The sequence below is a fragment of the Blautia schinkii genome (assembly GCF_013304825.1).
In the GTDB taxonomy this organism is placed as follows: Bacteria; Bacillota; Clostridia; order Lachnospirales; family Lachnospiraceae; genus Blautia_A; species Blautia_A schinkii_B.
Map to the genome: position 1 here is coordinate 1 of NZ_JAAWUO010000024.1, position 19,998 is coordinate 19,998.

Genomic DNA, 19,998 nt, shown 5'->3' on the forward strand with positions numbered 1-19,998 from the left:
CTAAAGATCTTCCCTCCCCCTGCATAGCAGGGGGTTTATTTTTACTGTCACACAAAAAAGCGACAGAAACAACACATCTTTCGATGTATTCCTTCTGCCGTTCTCTCTTCTCAATGGCACTGTCTGTTTTTATATATTTCAGACACATTTTCAACTTGTTAATAAGCATTATACTGTAAAATTTACTATATTTCAAGTGTATTTTAATATTTTATATGGCAATTTCAATAAATATTTTTTTCACAATCTCACAGTGCCATTATTCATTTTTTCATATTTATATTATAATCCCATCTTTGACAGTTGAGAAAATAAAAAACTGCTGTAAGTCCAATGTTTATCGGCTTTACGGCAGTTTGGATACGATTTTTAAAATATAGTAATGTTTTCATTACAGATAAAAAATTGAAAAATACTGTATTATTTCTTAAAAAGATAATTTTTCCCTTCGTTATAAGTTCCCTTCATTGAAAGCCGAACAGCTAATTTCCCAGTCATCGGATCTTCAATACCTATACTGATCTTATATTTCTTTCCGGCCAGTGAGATCAGCTTTTTTACCTGCATTCTTGTTTTTGTCTGTAAAGTTTCTTCCGGCAGAAGTGATTTTAACGAAATGTCAACCGCTTCTTTTTCAAGACTATTTCCATCCTCGTCTTCTACCAGAACCCATACAGGCCAGTCTTCATAAAATGGTGCAACTCCATCATTCTTCCATTTAAGATTCAGGCTGACATAACCCGGCATCTGAATAAGACTTGCTTCCGAAATCCACAAACGATATCCCATGCTTCCTAAAACTTTCCTATAACCGTTTTCATAAGTTTTATCCGCTACTTTCGGTCCAAGAAAAGTAGTATGTGCTTTCTTTATCAGATTTATTGTCTGATCCAGATTTGTGTCAAGCAACTCTTTCATTGTAATTGAACTTGTAAATTCACCTCCGGAAGGAAACTTTTTCCAGAAATCTTTCATTGCGGATAACCCTTTTTTCTCATGAGTCTGGTCAAACTCACCGCCTTCATTGATCCAGCGAAACCATTCCTCTGTGCTCTCCGGCTGTCCGGTCATATCGTTGTAGAGACCTGTTCCATAATGTTCTCCCTCACTAAAAGGTCTTCTCATCAGTATCATGGAATCAGGGAATGCCTCTGTCCATGGAATCATATAACGTTCTCTTACAGATTCTTCCGGCAGACTCTGTATTCCTGCGGAAATATTTACATGCCATTCTCCCCAGTGCCCCAGACTTCCAAGTTCGATATAACTGACCAGTCCATCTCTGCCAAAATGCTCTCCAAGTGCATTAACTGCCCTTTTGTGATATTGTATCATCTGTTCATTATTATAATCAGGAGCATATCCCTTTCCATACTCCATATCATACCAGGTTCCCGCATGATCAGTTTTGTCATATAGCCATTGTGGAATGTCCATATGCTCTTCCTCCCCGGGAATGTCACACACAAACCTCAATACCAGGTGTTTCCCTTCTTCTCTCCATCTGTCAGTCTGATTTTCTCTTTCGATTTTCTCCCAGTCATATTTTCCTTCCTCCGGTTCCAGTTCAGCCCAGGTAATATCCATATACAGTAAAGATATATCGTCTCCTACTGTTTCTTCCCAGGCACAAGGTGCATATCCCATTAATGGATTTCCAAAAACTTCTTCTGTTTTTTCATATATCTGAGTTTTTCTTCCAAATACCATCCATACTCCTGCTGCTATAATAACTAAAAGTCCAAAACCCACCAGAACCAGATATCGTTTCTGACATTTAGCCATGATATTCTCCATTATACTGAATCAATGTAACATCTTCCACTCCACCGATATCCCGGATTTTTTCCATGAACTCCATATCATTCTGTCTGCAATATATTTCAACTGCCATTTCTGTTTTTTCATTGCGCATAGTTTTTGATTTTACAAAATATTTTCTTTTTCCAAAACAGCGGATAATTTCATCTCCCGCCTGAGTTCCCTGATAATGAATCACTGCAATATAAATTCTGCCATTTTGTTGTTTGTGATAAAACAGGGTGATCATCAGAATGATAATCACAGCTGTCAACAGAGTTAATGCATACATACCTGCGCCGGCCGTAATCCCCGATGTGATTGCCCAGAACAGATACAGAAGATCCATCGGATCTTTAATTGCTGTACGAAAACGTACAATAGACAATGCACCAACCATACCAAGAGAAATCACAATATTGCTGCTGATTGCAAGTGTTACCATACAGGTAAGCACTGTCATTCCCACAAGTGTAACTGCAAAACTTCTGGAGAAAATAACTCCAACATAAAATTTCTGATAAACCAGATAAATCACACTTCCCAAAATCAAAGCCACTGCCAGAGCAGCCAATATCTTAGGTATATCATACTGACTGAACATTCCTGATTCCAGTACGGATTTTTTTATCATATCCTGTACACTCATCTTATCATCCTCCCCTGTGTATCATACCAATACTCAAATCCATTCATGTACCGCGTTTTTTCATAACACAGTACATATTTAGAAACTGCTGTAAATTCTTCTGCCTGCGGCGGCAGAAGATTTCTCAGAATCTGAGGCAGCAGCTCTGTAAATTTCACTTCCATGATCAGTTTTCCCGGTTCCAGTACAGATAAAGCCGGAAGCGTACTGTCGAAAATATCATAGCTTCCAACAGCAGCTCTGACATCTGTATCAAATGTGATCCTGACTGTTCCCTCATCCATAATCCATGGTTCTCTCTCATAATCTACGATTGTTCTCGGCCGCATCATATTACTCATACATTCTGTGTAAAATTCCCTGCAAAGATTATACGGACTTTTCAGAAGAAATTCATACTCGCCGGAAAGAATTTTTTGCACCTCATCTTTTGTCAGCGGAGCATCTTCTTTATAAATATAACTGCCGAACTTCTTTTTTCTCTCCAGCTTGATACTTTCAGCACTATAATTATAAATTCGTATCCTGTATTTCTTCCTCATAAGAACGCCGCTTTCCTTTTCTTCATATGCACTGTTCCAGTAATCATCAAAATACAGGCTCCGTATCAGATATCCTCCATTTTCTGCATGAGGATCCAGTTTCATAAGTGGCTTCATCCGAAGATTCAGGACTTCTTTCTCACTGGTACTGATAAGATATTTCCATTCATTACGAAAATGTTCTTTCTTCCTGTCAGCCTTCTTCATAATTGTCTTCCTCTACCGTACTATCTTCTGTTATGTAAAAGCACTTCATACCATAATGTTTTCCTTCATCTGTTACATAATAATCAAATGCATCCTGCGTTTTTCCAGATGTATTTGTTGCTCTTACTCTCACAAAGTACTGTCCTGCTTCCGGAAGGTCCATCTCAGCTTCCGGAACAGTCAGGGTTGTGTTCTGATAGATTACATCCTGAAACAGATAATCTCGCGCAACCTCTACAGAATACGTAATGTCCTCTGCGTCCAGATCATAAGATACATCCCAGTTAAATTTCAGCTTATTACCGTGTATTGTCGGAACACCTATATAAAATGGCATTGGTGTTTCCAGGCTTTCCAGATATAACTGATAGTTCTTCTCTATCTCATCAGGAAGTGATGCTGCAATCTGATCGTATTGTTCAGATGTAAGCGGTTCATACTCTGCATCAGGCATCGAATATAAATAGGGCTTCAGTATGTTCTTATAGCTCTCTATCTTTGATGTGAGCATATCTTTGTTCAGATATTCCCTCAGATCCAGAATGGCATCATTTAATTTTCCCCGGAAAGACCGTGACTTCAGACACCTTTGAAACAGAACATTTCCCCAGTAATTACTGATTCCCTTTTCCCAGCTGCCCTGATCCGAAAAATTCTTTAATTCATATTCCGATCTCATCAGACAGCCATCGTTATCCCAGGCAATAAAGTACCAGATATCTGAATTCAGAGGACTGTATAAATAAACATTTCTGTTCTGTGTGTCTACGTTTCCCATCAGAATCTGAAATGCCATCCAGTAAACAATATTTTCTTCATCAAAATGCTCTTTCAGTACATCTTCAATCCCTATAGAGTAATCATTCAGATCTGTCAGCATATCGATCAATTTGGTATGATCTGAATCCCCTTTTATTTCCAGCATTTTTTCAAAGGCTGTTTTATCATATCCTGCATCATCTTCTTTTTTTATAATATCTTCGTAACGATAGAATTCAAAAGAATTAATCTTATACAATTGTCCGTTTGAATCCAGTCCATGACTCTTTAATGCTGTCTTATTCAGTTGTTCAACCTGTGTATAAATTCCATAATCCTCAAATTTTCCACCTGATTCTTCTGTATTATCCTTTACATACAAATGCACAAACTGTGTACGTAAACCAACCATCTGAGGAATTCCCCTGATCAGATCATATGCCAGCTTATTTCGAAAGCGCATTCCTTCTGTCATATGTTTATTCAGGTTAATGGTTCTCTGTCCTCTCCACGTTCCTTTATTCTTTTTTAACTCAATTTTATAATTTTTTTGTGCATTCTGGCTGGATGTCTGGCCTCTGATCTGAACAGTTGCATTAGGCACGCTTTCTCCATATCCGACTTCCCCTTCTATCGGTCCATTCTCATCTCCCACCTGTAAAAGTCCTGCCACCTGATATCTCTCCACTCCCATATCTTCGTAGTCATAAACAGAATAGCTATTGATTTCCTTCCATGTATGATATGTATTTTCGGATGAATTTCCCTTAGATACAGTAAGATACATGGTAACAACACTGGTATCATCATCATTTTCATACAAAGAATCCTTATCTCTTAAATGCATCTCATTGATTTCTGCTTTTTCTGTCTTTACCTGTTCTGTTTCGTTATCTTCCTGTACTGCCTGATCCTGCGAAGAGTTTCCCGCTTTTTCCAGAGTGCAGCCTCCACAGAGAGAAAGGCTGACTAATACTGCACTTATCAGATTTATTTTTTTAATTCCTGTCAACGTTCGTTCTCCTTTCCAGTTTCTCATCCATAAAACATCCGATTCTGGTAAATACCCCCGATTTGTCTTCTGCTACCACCGGCTGTATGCTGAGAATATAATATGACAGACGTCTGGTATAACGTTCCAGACGGATCATAACTATAAAATAAAACAGTACACATCCTGCCAGAAACCCAAAGCCATAATATACCTGCGGACAAAACAATGAAATCACAGTAAACACAGAAGTTCCCACGGCAAAAATTACAGAAGCAGCCAATGCTCCCCTGTAATCTGTAAAATATAAAAGAAGCAGAAGCATCGTATTTGCAACTGCATAAATGCCGTACCCAACACAAAGTGTCCGGAAATATCCATACATCAGATCATTAAATCCCAAAGGAAGGTACTTCAAAAGACTCTCACCCACTGAAATCGCCAGTGCAGTAGTCAGTAACTGCTTCAAAGCGGTATATTTCAATTCTCTGTTCAGTACATCCAGCATTTCTGTACCAGCCTGCATAATATCCTTAATGGTTCCCCCATCATTAAATAAACTGTAATAGTTCCTGTATTTCGGATAAAAATTAACTTCTACAGAAACCACAAAATTTACAGTGGTAATCAGAATTGTCAGAAATGCAATCAATGCCGGTACGTCATGAGACGGTGCCCCATAAAAAAGCCCTTTTACCTGTTTCCCCAGCGGTCCGGCCCACATGATCACAAGATGGGCAAACAGCCCGATATTAATGCAGAGTCCTGTAAATGCCAGAGGCAGAAACTCATCTGCCCATCTTAAAAATAAGAATGCACTGATATCACTTTGCGGAAAATACTCATACAGCAAAACAGCATCCCATAAAAGCATGATCCCATATCCAATGCATACCGCAGCCATCAATGCCTCCACATGAGAAATTCCCAGAAACAGCAATAAGGCTCCCGAGAGAAAAGTAACAGCGATTGCAGCAAGAAAGGATAACATAATTCCTCTGTAATCTTTAATTGCAGTAAGATAACTCATTGCATTCCATGTAACGATCAGTTCTCCAAACAGCCCAAAACATAAAAACTTATCTATAAGCCCAACTCCGGAAAATATCAGAAAAATCCCATATAAAATTCCTCCTGCAATGAGCATTAAGCCTGTCGAACCCCAGAAAGATGACAGAACAGCCTCATTTTTTTCTTCATAAAGCATATCTGCAATAAATCTTGTTACTACCATTGATAAGAAACTGGTTACCGTCAATGATGCAAGAAGTGTATATGTGATCATGCAGACCAGTAATTCTCTGCTCTGTTTCGAAGCGCCTGTCCTGTCACACAAAAACATAACCCCCAGCAGAAGTACGATACCAAGCAGCATGGGACCGGTACAGATAATCCCTGCATATCCATAGGCGCGGAAAGAAGCAAACAGCCCTCTTCTGCTGAACAGTTTTTTGAGTTCAAATCCAATCCCTGCCATATGCTTCCTCTACCTCCCTGTAAAGTTTTCTATATTCACTGATCATGCGCTCATGCCTGTAATATGCCTTAGTTCTTGCCTGTCCGCTTTTTCCCATCCTGATCCGCCTTCTCCTGGATTCACACATTTTTTCCATAGCGGCAGCAAGTCCATCCCTGTACATGGGCGGAACACAATAACCGGCACATCCAAAATTATCTCCTTCTTTTCCATTCAGAAGTTCCCGGCAGCACCCTACATCAGTCGTTACACATGGGCGTCTGGCTGCAAATGACTCCAGCACTGATAAGGGTTGTCCTTCTGATATACTGGTAAGGATCGTAAAATCCAGTTTTCTCATATACTGTACAATATCTACCCTTCCGGTAAAGACAAGGTTCCTGATATCCAGCTGCTTCACCAGAGCATAACACTCATCTGCATATTCCTCGTCATCTACCCCTCCCAGAATATGAAGTCTCACATTCTCCATTCTGGATGAAAGTTCATAAAATGCATATATCATAGTCTTTATATCTTTGATGGGTGCGAGACGGACTACCGCACCTATATCTACCCATCCATCTTCCTCTTTCAGAGGGATCTGTGACAACCTGTCATAATCAATACCATTTTCGATTACTCTGCATTTCTCTGCATCACAGCCAATCTGTATTTGCGTAAGCATCGCATTCGTAAATAAACTGGTTACCCGAAAAGCCCTTTTATAAATTGCTTCTGATAACATATAAAAGAAAGAAATCCACTGCTTTTTAAATGATGGGATTACCCATTTTGCCCTGATGATCTCTTCCTCTCTTTCTCTTGTATATATTCCATGCTCTGTAAGTAATACCGGTCTCCTGTAAACATATCCTCCAAGGCAGGCAAGAAGTCCCCCGTATCCTGTTGAAATGGCATGATAGGTATCTGCCTGAGGAACCTCAGAACCCAGAAGATATAAAACCGGAAGCAGCATGGAACGCATTGTATGAAACGCATCCGCAAATGCAATATACGGATATTTTTCCAGACAGCTCGCTGTTAATATATTTAAAAACTGCTCACTTTTCAGAAATGACATCGGATTCATTTTCCGGTCGTGATATAAATGGAACAATACTTCCCAGTCAGGATGACTGCATTCCATCAATTCTCTTAAACTCTTTGTTTCTTCTTCCGAAAAATGATTGATTCTGTACCGCTGTCCATTTGGGTTTCCATGTTCCTTCAGTTTTAATGCATCATCCAGAAATACCTCATGGACTTCCACCACATTATCCGGCAATTCATAGACAAATTTTCCACGGTCACATGCATGTGCTCCTATCACCCACAGTACAAACTCATGCTCTTTCATAACAGTGATATACTGATGCATCCATGTAGAAACTCCACCATGCACATACGGATAACAGCCTTCCAAAACCAGACAGATTCTCAATTCTCTCACCTTATTTCTATTTTCACTGATTTCTCTTTTGCCCGAAGCAGATAGAGATTTCCGGTAATATGCGTCAGTTCTCCACCTTCTATATTACCCGGAGTCCCTTCATTCATTCTTATCATAATATAAGCTTCATCATAAAAATTATCTAATTTAAGATTAAGTTCCTGATCTGATACATCCTTATCGATCACCAGTGCCCCATACCGCTGTATTGCGCCTGATAGTTCGGAAGCAGTAAGATTTCTCAGACATGGAGCTGAAGTATACAGCCAGTCCATATATTCATCCAGCCGTTTTTTCAGTTTCTCCCATCCCAGTCTGGCACCTCTGTCTTCATCCAGCAGATCATCCGGATGCATAAAATGTGTATTGACAAAATGCATATTCAGTTCAGATACAGCCGCAAGTTCCATATAATCATCAATCACAGCACCTGAAATAATACGGGGCTGTTCCACAATTCCATCTTCTGCAACTTCAAACTCCTGTGTATATGCCATATCTCCGACAAAATAATTACTTGCAATTGTACGTATCTCCGGAAATTCTTTTACGATCATTTCCCGCCCTTCATCTGACAGTACATTAGACGGCGGTACATAAACAGACAACTCTGTCCCCGGAAACATCTCTTTTCCAAACCGTATCAGCTCTGTCATGGCTTTTTTCATTGCATCATAACTCTCCCATGTTTTGTATGGAAGGATATTTGCATAATCCACATTTGACAGGCTCAATGGCTGATGATTATATCCATGATATCCCAGTTCTCCTCCCTGATGAAGCAGCATATTCCCAAAATACTGAAATCTCTGCACATCTTCCTGTTCCACAACATCTCCGGACACATCATCTTCATAATTATCAATAATAACACCTGTATATTTCACGCCGTGTTCCTCTGCCAGATCCAGCATATCCGGCCACCAGATATTTGTATAAAACGCTTTGATGCTGAGACCATAATCACGTTTGATATATGTTCCGTCTCCACTCGGCACAGGAGATGGAAAATCATCCAGATAGAATACAGATCCATTAAGCACCGGGTAAACCATCACATCTGTCAGCAGACTATAGGATGCCGCAAAGAATCCTCTTGTGGCTTTTTCACATAATCCAAAATTGTCAACTACAAACTTACCTTTTCCATAACTGTTTTCCCAGATAAGCGGAACCTTATTTTCATCATCTGTCCATGCATAAACCTTCGCCGTTTCTCCAACACTTACTTCCCATGCTGAATCATATGCGTCCGGAATCTGGTAAGATCTTCCCCCTCCGATCATGAAATCATCATCAATATAGATTTTATCTACCAGAACATTTCCATAATCAGAGTCTGTAATTCCCAATTTCTGCTCAATGATCGAAACATATATATCCTTCTGAAGTGTTAATGCAAAAAGAACACGTCCTCCTTTTTCTACCCAGTTTCCAATCTTTATAACTACATCCTTCAATGGGTTCAGATCCGACATCAGCACCACTATTGTTTCATAGCCTGAGAAATCAGGAATCTCACTCTGTCTGATATCTGCCAGATCTACTCCTGTTTTCATATCCATGAAAATTCTTTCAAACTGTTCCCATGCCTCCACACTGTCTGCCTGACTGCTGTCCATCAGCACCAGACAACTGCTCTCAATATTTTTGACTGCCTGTTTTTCGGTTACAACAGTATCCCTGTCCAGATATGCATTCTTCTTGATATCTGCCTGATACTGAATTCCTGAACGCTCTGTCCAAAGCACCACACTGATTGCCAGAAAAACTCCCAGAATAACAGTCATACCCTTAAATCGAAAAGACTGTAAATATTTTATCATTCCTGCCAAAAAGCCAATGCCTCCTTTCCTTTCGCCGACAGATAAATATGCTCCTGCTGAATCTGCTCTAATGTTTCCTTTAATTCTTTTCCCTGTTTCAGTTCTACGTAATATCTGATTCTGAGTATCCAGTATTCTTCATTTCTGTGCCACTTCTTATCCATTCTTTCCAGACTTTTAAGAACCTGTTCATACTCCTTCATCTGCATTTGATTCTCAATCAGACATACATATGTATGAAGATCCTCTTTAAATTTCAGTTTTTTCTTCAGGAGTTTTATATATTGATTTCTTTGCACCAGTTCCATCTGTCCTTCCAGAAGTCCCTGAGATAAATACTCCTGAAGGAAATCACAGTACTCTGAAATAAGCTGTTGATTTTCCTGTTCTTTTGCATATCTGTATTCTATCTTCTGCAGTCTGCTTTCATATTCCTTAGACAGCTCTACCATTCCTGTGATTGCATAATGCACAACCTCTACATCGTCATTCATCCTTGCCTGTTTAAGCATATCTATGTAATTCTCCGGATCATCATTCAATACATTCATAATCAGATCACGCCTCATAGCGGCTTCATCAATAAGAAGCGCTTCCTCCAGTGGCACAATATTTCTGTCACTTTCTTCTTTCGGTGCTATAATGCTCCTGTAAATTTCTTCATTAATCTTCATTTTTTCTATTCCGATTTCACGCTTTTTATCCTGGTGAAAAAATATCTGGAAATGCAGAAGCAATACACAGATCGTTCCCCATACCGGTACAAAGATCACAGGTAATATGAGATACCTCTTCACCTTCAGTAAATGGGAGTTTATTCCTGTCCATACCAGAACACAACAGATAATATGAAATATAATAAAGACAACCCCTGTTATACTCTGTATCATTCTTCGTCTACCCTGCTTTCGTTACGGGTGTCAATCACTCTGCAATGAAATCCGTTTTTTTCAATCCTTTCAATTACTATCGGTAACGTGGCATCATCCACCTGCGACAGGATCAGATAAAGTTGTCCATCCTCCGCTATTCCCAGTATGTCATTCTCTCTGATTTTATTTCTTAATATCCTGTCTGTTTCCTCCAGTGTCATTTCCGGATTTTCAATCTGCAACAGAGCATATGATCCTATTTTCTGCTCTTTTATGGAATGAAATAATTTCAGTCTTTCCATAAAATACTCTGTTTTTAATATATGAGTTCCTTCCACATATTCCCTGTCTTTGACTGCTTCCTGATATTCCAGTGCACGCAGCAGAGAGACTTCTACCAGACCACATAAAATTTTGATAAGATTCAGATAATACAATGTCATCTGATTACTGGCTGCATCCTGAATAAATACCAGCATTACAAGTTCTCCATTTCTCTTTATCCCTGCAATATATGCCGGATATCCGGCAAGCAGTTCCCTGTTCCTCCAGACCTCACCCTTTTCCAGCGTTTCTATCGCATTCTGATACTCTTCAACCCTTATAGAATTTGGCATTTTTCTGCGAATTTCAGGTGATGACATTTCCATCCTTCCAAAACGTTTCCATGAATCCAGTGAATAAAGTACAATTGTATGATTTTCCAGAATATCTTCCATTACCCTTATGGTTTCCATAAACAGTTTCTGTGGCTGTATCACATCCAGCTTTCTTGTTATATCAAAAATTTTTCCAAAGCTGTCCCTGCTTCCGAGAATCTGCTTCTTATATTGTCTTTTATCCTGAAGCGTCTCCTGATACATTTCCTGCATAAAGAAAAATTTTTCCTTGATCAGTCTGTTTTCTTTTGTTACAAATTCTATATCCTCTTTATTCTTCAGCCTTATATAACCACAGACAGCACCTGCGGCAAAATAAAAAATAAATGGAATCCAGTTAGAAGCCTCATAAAACAAAGTATATATGTTTACATTCTCCTGCCTGTATGCTGCAATCAAAGAACAGGTTTCCAACACAGCTGCTGATATTCCATAATTAATTCCATAAAGACTTCCCATGAATACAATAAATACAAGTCTCAGGTCAATCATTTTAAACTGGGCATAAGTTCCTGTATATCTGTTTAAAAATTCAAATAAAATAAATCCTGAAAGCAATTCCAGAATATGAACCAGCAAAGTATTTTTCGATATCCAATTCCTGATATTTGCAAAATGTCCGGAATCTGAATCTGATAATTTTTTATACTCCTGATACATCCCGGGAATATCTTCAAAAACAGATATCTTTGGAAACCACCCATATTCATATCTTATGATCTGATCATCCGGCTGTACCTTATAAATCTGGCCGCTGTTCTGGTAGCTTACATCCAGCCTACCGGGAATTGTTTTTCTGATTTCTTTTTCCAGATCACTGAAACTCTGCCCGAAACAATCTGGAACATTTAGACAGCATTCTTTTCCCCAATTATCATATACTTTATAAAGCAGTTCTGCCAGATCATCCATACATAGGAAATAAATATTTTGTTCCGGCGATTCCTCAAAAACAATTTTTCCGCTTTGTTCTGCCGCTGTAAATAGCTTATAAAAAAAATCCTGTGTGTATACCGCTGAATATAAATGAGGAATTCTCAGAATCTTGGTGTTTATCTGATACATATTTCCATATTCCATAACTACATTTTCTGCTGCGGATACCAGAAGTGTTTTTCCACTTGTAATATTATAAATGCTCTCCTGGCCGGTCAGATACAACATTCTTATTTCCTTATTCTTTTTGCATAACTGAAGTATCTGTCTCAGTTGTTCCAGTTCTCCAATCATCCTTCCATGCATGGTCAGATAATTTGAAAAATAAACAATTCTTTCAAACTCATATGTTTCGAAAATCTCTTTCAGTTCTTTCTCATCTTTTATGAACGGATGAGATAATATATTCTTTTTTCGATTTGATTTCAGCATCTCATTTCCCAGCACAACTACATCACACTCAGGAAATGATTCTTCTATAAAAGTTTCTGTTACATATCCTGTATTTCCTGCCAACAATACTTCCATACTTATTCACCTCAATAAAGTAAAGTATAACAAAGTTATTTTTTCTTTTCAATATCACCACTTTACAACTTTTTCATAAAAAATAATCGTACAGGACTCGGGAGTTTGACAGTTGAATAATTAAAAATCACCCTGCAGGCCTTATAAAACCTGCATTCTTTATGTCAAATTTCATGTTTTTGTATGTACTTGTTTGTAATAGTGTGGTATAATGGAAGAAAAAAGGATTTATTTATCATGTATATCGCAATCACAGGCAGTAAAAATAATAAAGATGTATATATTTATCGTTCCTTCCGCAAAGAAAACGGAAAAGCCTCTTCATGTATTTATAAAAAACTCGGGAAGTACAATCTCCTTCTGGAACAGTTTGATGGAGATGAAGACAGGTTGATGGTGTGGGCAAAGGAACAGGCAGCAAAAGAAACAGAACTTTATAAGCAGCATACCGGAAAAGTGTCTGTAGAGTTCTCCAAAGCTGCAACTATCCCTATGAATGAGCGTCGTTCTTTCAATGTTGGATATCTGTTTCTTCAGGAACTGTGCACTCAGCTCCGTTTAGACAAAGTCTGTCTGACAATCAAAAGCAGACATAAATTTAAATATAATCTGAATGCGATACTCACAGATCTCGTTTATGCAAGGATTCTTTCCCCAGCCAGCAAGCTGGCCAGCTATGAGTACTGTCAGTCTCTATTGGAACCGCCTAAATACAGTCTCCAGGACGTATATCGTTCTCTTTCCGTGATCGCAGGGGAATCTGATTTTATACAGAGTGAACTTTATAAAAATACAAATTTTCTCTATCCAAGAAACGATCGTGTCCTTTATTATGACTGCACGAATTATTACTTTGAAATCGAAGAAGAAGATAATCTCCGATGCTATGGAAAAAGTAAAGAAAACCGTCCTAATCCAATCGTAACTATGGGATTGTTTATGGATGCAGATGGCCTTCCTCTTGCCTTCGACATCTTTCCGGGTAACCAGAACGAACAGACGACTTTGAAACCATTGGAGTCTAAAATCCTTCAGGATTTTAATTGCAGCGAATTCATTTATTGTTCGGATTCGGGACTTGGAAGTACAGCCAACCGAAGATTCAATCCCTTAAGAAACCGCGCTTATATCATCGCACATTCTTTGAAAAAAATGAAAAAAGAGGATCGTGAGATTGCTCTGAACCCGACTCAGTTCCGCAGGATCGGAGCGGATAGATTTATAGACATCCGCACGCTGGACGAATCGGATGAAGAAGTCTATAACACGATCTACTACAAGGAAATACCTGTTGTTACAGGTGACATGGATGAGACTTTAATTGTCACTTATTCTCCTAAGTACAAAGCCTACCAGAGAAAGATCCGCGCCCGACAAATTGAACGGGCTGAACGGATAATCACAACACCTGGGCGCAAAAGAAAAGGGAAGAACCAAAACGATCCTATGCGTTTCGTAAAAAAGACTTCCGTTACTACTGCTGGTGAGATTGCTGAAAAACAAGTTTACGATCTTGATAAAGAACAGATCCAGAAAGAAGAAATGTATGATGGGTTTTATGCAGTTATCACAAACCTGGAAGGTGATGTTTCAGAGATCATAAAGATCAATAAACAACGCTGGGAAATCGAAGAAAACTTCCGGATCATGAAAACAGAATTCGAAGCAAGACCAATATATGTCAGAAGAGAAGATCGGATAAAAGCCCATTTCATGACTTGTTATATCAGCCTTCTACTCTACCGTCTACTGGAAAAGAAACTTGGGAATCTTTATACAGCAGACCAGATATTGGAAACATTACGCTCTATGCAAATGACTCTGCTGAACACAGCGAGCGGATATATACCCTCTTATACAAGAACTGAACTAACCGATGCCTTGCATAAAATATTTGATTTTAGAACGGATCATGAATTCATTACTAAAGCAGATATGCGAACCCTCATCAAGAATACAAAACAGATAAAATCAAAGTAAGAATAATATAGTACATATCGATGCAAAAAGAAAAACGGCCACAATACCCATATTTACTGGGTTTGTAGCCGTTTTGTCACCTTACAACTGTCAAAGATGGGATTATACAACGAAAAGACATTGATTGGTAGACTTCATAAATATTTTTCAGCATATTTTGAAACTTTTTCAGCCCCAAGTGCTGAAATGCTGTTTCTGTTGATACTCTCAATACTGGCTTTGGAGTCGGCTCATTCCATACGTTTTTTGTACCGACACTTTTTATCCGGTATTACGACAAAGTCGCTGAATGCCTTTTATTATGCGTGTTCCTATAGAATCTGGTTTCTATCATTGAAGAATATGAAAACCTTGATCTGATTGGAAACGCAAGATCCGACTCTGTCATTTATGACTTTGCCCCGGCTCCTACAGGTCACAGGGGCAGACCAGCAAAACACGGAAGGCGTCTTTCAATAGAAGATGATTTTACTCTCTCTGATGAAAAGGCTGGCGATTATTATACCGGTGTTCGCCGTGTCCTGACAAATCTTTTTGGAACACGCGAGGTTCTTGCTTATGTTACATCAACAGCCAGAACCGTAGGAACCAAACGCCTGTTTTTTAGCACGATATCGCCCGAAGAACTGCAGATTTTCTGTGCATGGCAGGAATCTTCACCTTTAAATCAAACCGGAAGTGACCGGATGAAATATATTCCGCTATTTCTTTATTCGTTTCGCTGGAATATTGAAATCAGCTACTATGAACAGAAAACTTTCTGGTCGCTATGCAGCTACATGGTACGGAGCTGCAAGGGCATTGAGATGATGATCAATCTGATCAATGTTGCTTATTGTGCGATGAAGTTATTGCCATATCAAGATGAAAGCTTTTCTGATTTCCGAGATAAAAGCGTGCAGGATTTCCGTTTTGCATTAAGCGAGGGTATACGCCAGCAGGTATTTTTTGCCACTTTCGTGAAAAACATCGAAATCCGAATAAAATCATCCTCAGTAATAAATGCCTTAAAGCGGGCGATTGTTAAGCAGGAGCATTATTTTATAAAGTTGTAAAGTGGTATTATAATATTATAAGACAATTATGCTCTTCTTTTCTTAAACCATGATATCAGATACAAAACTATACAAAAAGTTATCACAAAAGGAGCAACTGCTACCAAAACGGTTGCCAAAAGTATCACAATTATCACTGCAATGGCGATCACAATTGCTTTTCCGTACCATGTGCCAAGATCCAGTCTGTAGCTTTTAGTCCTACTGGTTGTATTTCCGGTACTGTTTTCTGCATAGTCATCAGAGCCGTAGCTCTCCTCTGCATACCCTGATTCATCATAAACTTCTGTTCCATCATCTGTATCAATAAGAGTTCTTGCGATCAGTCTTGGATCACCAAGTTCTGCAAGCACATCTGTCTCACTTCGTCCGCTGCGGACCTGAGACTGAATATAATCTTCATAATACCGTACATGCGCCGCAGCCTTTCCCTGTGCCATCTGCCCGGACAACTGCCCTCTCAAAATCTCCAGAAATTCTCTTCTGCTCATATTTATCCGTTTAACCTCTCTTTACAAAGTATAATATCGTGATATACACAAATCAGGCCGTTACATACAGCTTCTTCAATCTTCATGTATATATATGATCATAATTTTTCCTCATTATACCATACTCTGCTATATCCATTCAGAAACAAACCATAAAATTTTGATTAAAAAATCGGAAGCATCCGTCAGAAAAAGCGGCCCTTCATGGATTGCCTGATGCAAATGCAAAAGCTATCATTCCATGTTCCGGCCGCCTTTTTAACGTAGAAATTTATCTATTATACCTGTTTATCTGTGTTCTGATCATCTGATATGTATCGATGCATTACCCAACCCATATGACATGTTTTATCTGATGATCCGTATTATCCGATATGTACAGCTCCTGTGCTGCGGATATTCATTGGATAAACATTCTCACGTCCAACATATTCAGCCATATAATCCACATAAGCGTCTGTGTCTTTGATCGGCAGTACGCACATGATAACACCGGCAAAACCGCCGCCGTGGACTCTGCAGATGCCTGCACCGATCTTATTCAGGAAAAGTTTTGTAAGTGCAAGGCTTAATGTGATCTTCTGCTCCTTGCAGTTCTGGAGAGAATAGCAGTTCTGCAGCCACTCCCAGGAAGAATTTCCAGATTCCTCGAGAAGACGTAAGAATCCCTCTCCATCTTTGTTCTCAACAGCTTTTACAGCATCTGCAACACGTCTGTTTTCTTCATAGAAGTGCATAGCACGGAGAACAGCACGGTCATTCGGGATATCCTTAACATGAGCAAGAAGATTCTCCATGGTGGACTCGCAGAGAAGGTCTACACCCATAGCATTTGCCGCTTCACGCATCTCCATAGGAATGGAAGAATATTCCTCGCTGAGGTCTGCATGACCTTTACCTGTATTTACGATCACAAGTCTGTAGCCCATATCCTCGAAGGAAAAAGCGATCTTCTCACAGCTGATATTCTCTTTGTCTGAGAAGTCAAGAAGGATCGGGCCGCCGGCTGCACATGCCATCTGATCCATCAGGCCGGAAGCTTTTTTCCAGTATACATTCTCTGCGTACTGTCCTGCTCTTGCGTACTCACCATACTCCAGTTTTCCCTCATTAAAGAAATGATTGGTGATAGCACAAACAAGCATCTCAAAAGATGCGGAAGAGCTGACGCCGGCTGCTGCAATAACCTTAGTGGAAACATAAGCATCAAAACCGCCTGTTGCATAACCTTTTTTCTGCATATATTCCATGATACCTGCAACAAGTGCATCTGTTCCCTTTGTGTATCTCTCTGTGCTGAGCTTGTCAAGTTCTACAACAACTTCCTGTTTGTATCCTTCACTTACCATATGGATCACATTGGTTCCGTTAGGGCATGCAGCACCAATAGTATCAAGGTCGATACTTGCAGCAATGATCTGTCCGCCGTTATGGTCAACATGGTTTCCGATGATCTCCGTACGTCCCGGTGCAGTGAAGAATTCTGCGTTGTCATGATGATACTTTTTTTCAAAGTTCTCTGCCAGGCTTGTAAAACGTGCACTGCTCTCCTCTGTCTCTCCGTAAATTTTTTTCAGCAGGTCCGCTGATGGAATTTTGATCGCTCCCATTTTAATTTCCTCCTGTTTTCGCAATATTCCGGGGTTCATCACTCCGGTGATCTCTTTGTCCGCGCCGCCGTACCGGCTGCTTTTTCCGTCACATCAGTGTATCTTTATTATAACAGCCTTACTATCTATGTCCATAAAGATTTTGCGTAAAAACAGTATTATTTTGTGGTCTGAACCATTTTTCCTGGCTCCAGTGCATATTCTTTTCCACCATAGATCAGAATTCCACCGGAAACGCTGCTCTCTACTGTCAGAGTCTTCTCATCCCACTGTACATGAACCAGGCCGCCTTTTACAGGGAAAGTGCAGTCCATGATCTCAAAAGTCTCTGTCTCAGGCTTTACAGTGAAGGTCTTATATGCGGTATCTGTAAGCTGGATGCCTGCAAAATATCTACCAAGAAGATAAATCGGGCTTGCAGCCCATGCATGGCAGAAGCTCTTTCCAAAAGGATCTCCGTACATCTCATACTGTTCCTCCGGATTCTTCTCCGGATCAAACTCCTCCCAGAATGTAACAGCTCCCTGTGCGAGCATGCCGCCCCAGTAGTTCTCCATCATCTTCTTCACGTCATCAAAACGTCCCATTGCGCACATGGCCTCAAGCTCATAGAACTTGAAGTACGGAGTTGTGATCTGCGGGATCTCATCATTCTCGATCACATTTTTCATCAGAAGTTCTTTGCGCGCATCATCTGCAAAACCAAAGAGAATTGCAAAAATATTGGCATGGCGTGTCACATTGTTATTTCCTGATGAAAAGCTGTCGATGTATGCTCCCTTTTCTTCATTCCAGTAAAACTTCTCAATCTGAGCTGTCAGTGTCTCATATTTCTCCTGACACTGGGAACCGTCACCAAGAACAAGCTCGTCTGCCTGCGTCATAGTCTGATAGCACATAGCAAGAAGCATCTGCTCTGCACAGATTGCGCCTTCTTTGTCCATATCAGCCCAGTCAACAAAGATCCAGTCACCTTCGCGTCCTACGATAAAGCCATTCTCATCCAGCTGACCGCCCAAGAAATCCATCATTGCAGTCATTCTCGGATAGATTGCCTTTACAAACTCTTCGTCACCCGTCATGCGGTAATGATTCAGGATTCCAATGACCCAGTACATAGAATAATCCACGATGGTATTGATATGCTGGCGGATCGGGCTGTTTCCAACCAAAGCCCAGAGAGTTCTGCGGTTAATGTCCTCATCAAACATCAGATACTGGTTTACAAAATAGCTCTGGTAGGCATCTCCGGACCAGATCCAGCGGTCGCGTTTCACACCGTCAATAAAGAAGATCCCGCTGCAAAGCTGAAATGTCCACACTGCCACATCCCAGATCTTATTGATCAGTGCATCTGAAGAAGAGAAAGATGCGCGAACCGGGATGTCCACATACTGATGGATCGCCTTAATACTGATCTCATCTTTATGTACGCCCGGCACAAACACATAGCGAAACGCTCTCCGGATGATCTCATCTTCCGGCGCATGTAAAGTCTGGCTGTAGTAGCAGTTTACTGTATCTCTGGCTTCAGTCTCAGACTCACCGTAACACAGTGTCATCTCACGGAATCCTTTCGGAAACTCTGCCTTCAGAACAGCTGTAAGCTCTGTCTCAAATACAAACAGGACACCGCTTTCATCCTCACAGATCTCAGACGGCAGATATTCTTTTTCGTCGTATACCCATACGGACGGGTCCTGCTCCCTCGCTGTGTAGATCTCATTATACCCTACAGGTACCGGATTGCTGACAAAATCATCTGCAAACCATCCCCTGTCTGAGGTGATCGTTTCGCCTTCGATACGCACAGACGGAACTCCTGCCGGCATTCCTGCGTAGATCTCAAATTCCTGTTTTCCGGGACCGCATACTACCGGCTCCCCAAATCTCTTCTTTATGTCATTTATACGGTAATAACCGAGACAGTTTGCGTACACTGTAACGGTCTCCTCTTTTTTCAGATCATATTCTCTTGTAAAACGTACATGCTTTCTGCAGTCATCCAGGTGATAATATGCCGGCCAGATAAAGCCTCTCTCCTCCCTGCTGAAATTCTGCAGCATTCCATGATAAATTTCAAAATCTCCCGGATACCAGATCCAATGTGATTTATTCATATATTTTCTCCTTTATCATAACTGTTTATGTTGTTTTTTGTTGTTTTTTTCTTTACCGCAAATT

General features: G+C 40.0%; 14 protein-coding genes. 2 read left to right on the plus strand and 12 right to left on the minus strand.

Going from position 1 to position 19,998, the window contains the following annotated elements:
• Positions 1-420 precede the first annotated feature (420 nt).
• From HFM85_RS14990 to HFM85_RS15030, 9 genes are all read right to left on the minus strand, one after another.
• Positions 421-1,785, minus strand: a complete 1,365-nt coding sequence (locus HFM85_RS14990) for a DUF4832 domain-containing protein (protein ID WP_243251474.1) — start codon at positions 1,783-1,785, stop codon at positions 421-423.
• A complete protein-coding gene (locus tag HFM85_RS14995) occupies positions 1,778-2,449 on the minus strand; it encodes a DUF4956 domain-containing protein (RefSeq protein ID WP_008707171.1) in 672 nt (223 codons plus the stop codon). Before HFM85_RS14995 ends, HFM85_RS14990 begins: the two co-directional genes overlap by 8 nt.
• On the minus strand, positions 2,446-3,198 hold the full coding sequence (locus HFM85_RS15000; RefSeq protein ID WP_055199889.1) for a polyphosphate polymerase domain-containing protein: 753 nt from the start codon (positions 3,196-3,198) through the stop codon (positions 2,446-2,448). The genes HFM85_RS14995 and HFM85_RS15000 overlap by 4 nt, the downstream gene beginning before the upstream one ends.
• Entirely contained in the window at positions 3,185-4,996 is a 1,812-nt protein-coding gene (locus HFM85_RS15005) for a CotH kinase family protein (RefSeq protein ID WP_173739047.1), read from the minus strand. Before HFM85_RS15005 ends, HFM85_RS15000 begins: the two co-directional genes overlap by 14 nt.
• Positions 4,956-6,425, minus strand: a complete 1,470-nt coding sequence (gene pelG, locus HFM85_RS15010) for an exopolysaccharide Pel transporter PelG (protein ID WP_173739048.1) — start codon at positions 6,423-6,425, stop codon at positions 4,956-4,958. Before pelG ends, HFM85_RS15005 begins: the two co-directional genes overlap by 41 nt.
• Complete coding sequence (pelF, locus tag HFM85_RS15015) at positions 6,406-7,848, minus strand: GT4 family glycosyltransferase PelF (protein ID WP_173739049.1); 1,443 nt, start codon at positions 7,846-7,848, stop codon at positions 6,406-6,408. The genes pelG and pelF overlap by 20 nt, the downstream gene beginning before the upstream one ends.
• Positions 7,849-7,853: 5 nt before the next feature.
• Positions 7,854-9,683 carry a DUF2194 domain-containing protein gene (locus HFM85_RS15020; RefSeq protein WP_173739066.1) on the minus strand — a complete coding sequence of 610 codons (1,830 nt, stop codon included), beginning with the start codon at positions 9,681-9,683 and terminating at the stop codon, positions 7,854-7,856.
• Complete coding sequence (locus HFM85_RS15025; RefSeq protein ID WP_243251478.1) at positions 9,680-10,357, minus strand: hypothetical protein; 678 nt, start codon at positions 10,355-10,357, stop codon at positions 9,680-9,682. The genes HFM85_RS15020 and HFM85_RS15025 overlap by 4 nt, the downstream gene beginning before the upstream one ends.
• Positions 10,358-10,569: 212 nt before the next feature.
• Positions 10,570-12,678: an NAD(P)-dependent oxidoreductase gene (locus HFM85_RS15030; RefSeq protein ID WP_173739051.1), complete on the minus strand. Its 2,109-nt coding sequence runs from the start codon at positions 12,676-12,678 to the stop codon at positions 10,570-10,572.
• Between the two features lie 237 nt (positions 12,679-12,915).
• Here HFM85_RS15030 and HFM85_RS15035 point away from each other — a divergent pair, with 237 nt between their 5' ends.
• Both HFM85_RS15035 and HFM85_RS16860 read left to right on the plus strand, forming a co-directional pair.
• Positions 12,916-14,658 carry an IS1634 family transposase gene (locus HFM85_RS15035; RefSeq protein ID WP_173739052.1) on the plus strand — a complete coding sequence of 581 codons (1,743 nt, stop codon included), beginning with the start codon at positions 12,916-12,918 and terminating at the stop codon, positions 14,656-14,658.
• Positions 14,659-15,344: 686 nt separating this feature from the next.
• On the plus strand, positions 15,345-15,713 hold the full coding sequence (locus HFM85_RS16860; RefSeq protein ID WP_330594931.1) for a hypothetical protein: 369 nt from the start codon (positions 15,345-15,347) through the stop codon (positions 15,711-15,713).
• A gap of 26 nt (positions 15,714-15,739) precedes the next feature.
• On the opposite strand, the gene HFM85_RS15045 is transcribed toward HFM85_RS16860, so the two are convergent.
• The 3 genes from HFM85_RS15045 to HFM85_RS15055 all read right to left on the minus strand — a co-directional run bounded on the left by HFM85_RS15045 (position 15,740) and on the right by HFM85_RS15055 (position 19,934).
• Positions 15,740-16,204, minus strand: coding sequence for a DUF1700 domain-containing protein (locus tag HFM85_RS15045; protein WP_173739053.1), 465 nt, complete (start codon positions 16,202-16,204; stop codon positions 15,740-15,742).
• 365 nt (positions 16,205-16,569) lie between these two features.
• Positions 16,570-17,814, minus strand: coding sequence for a galactokinase (locus HFM85_RS15050; protein ID WP_173739054.1), 1,245 nt, complete (start codon positions 17,812-17,814; stop codon positions 16,570-16,572).
• A gap of 158 nt (positions 17,815-17,972) precedes the next feature.
• Complete coding sequence (locus HFM85_RS15055; protein ID WP_173739055.1) at positions 17,973-19,934, minus strand: alpha-L-rhamnosidase-related protein; 1,962 nt, start codon at positions 19,932-19,934, stop codon at positions 17,973-17,975.
• Between the last annotated feature and the right edge of the window lie 64 nt (positions 19,935-19,998).

Bases quoted from the DNA above. Each gene is read 5' to 3' on its own strand.
- HFM85_RS14990 (WP_243251474.1), bottom strand. From the start codon at position 1,785: ATGGCTAAATGTCAGAAACGATATCTGGTTCTGGTGGGTTTTGGACTT.
- HFM85_RS14995 (WP_008707171.1), bottom strand. From the start codon at position 2,449: ATGAGTGTACAGGATATGATAAAAAAATCCGTACTGGAATCAGGAATG.
- HFM85_RS15000 (WP_055199889.1), bottom strand. From the start codon at position 3,198: ATGAAGAAGGCTGACAGGAAGAAAGAACATTTTCGTAATGAATGGAAA.
- HFM85_RS15005 (WP_173739047.1), bottom strand. From the start codon at position 4,996: ATGAGAAACTGGAAAGGAGAACGAACGTTGACAGGAATTAAAAAAATA.
- pelG (WP_173739048.1), bottom strand. From the start codon at position 6,425: ATGGCAGGGATTGGATTTGAACTCAAAAAACTGTTCAGCAGAAGAGGG.
- HFM85_RS15020 (WP_173739066.1), bottom strand. From the start codon at position 9,683: ATGATAAAATATTTACAGTCTTTTCGATTTAAGGGTATGACTGTTATT.
- HFM85_RS15025 (WP_243251478.1), bottom strand. From the start codon at position 10,357: ATGAAGATTAATGAAGAAATTTACAGGAGCATTATAGCACCGAAAGAA.
- HFM85_RS15030 (WP_173739051.1), bottom strand. From the start codon at position 12,678: ATGGAAGTATTGTTGGCAGGAAATACAGGATATGTAACAGAAACTTTT.
- HFM85_RS15035 (WP_173739052.1), top strand. From the start codon at position 12,916: ATGTATATCGCAATCACAGGCAGTAAAAATAATAAAGATGTATATATT.
- HFM85_RS16860 (WP_330594931.1), top strand. From the start codon at position 15,345: ATGAAATATATTCCGCTATTTCTTTATTCGTTTCGCTGGAATATTGAA.
- HFM85_RS15045 (WP_173739053.1), bottom strand. From the start codon at position 16,204: ATGAGCAGAAGAGAATTTCTGGAGATTTTGAGAGGGCAGTTGTCCGGG.
- HFM85_RS15050 (WP_173739054.1), bottom strand. From the start codon at position 17,814: ATGGGAGCGATCAAAATTCCATCAGCGGACCTGCTGAAAAAAATTTAC.
- HFM85_RS15055 (WP_173739055.1), bottom strand. From the start codon at position 19,934: ATGAATAAATCACATTGGATCTGGTATCCGGGAGATTTTGAAATTTAT.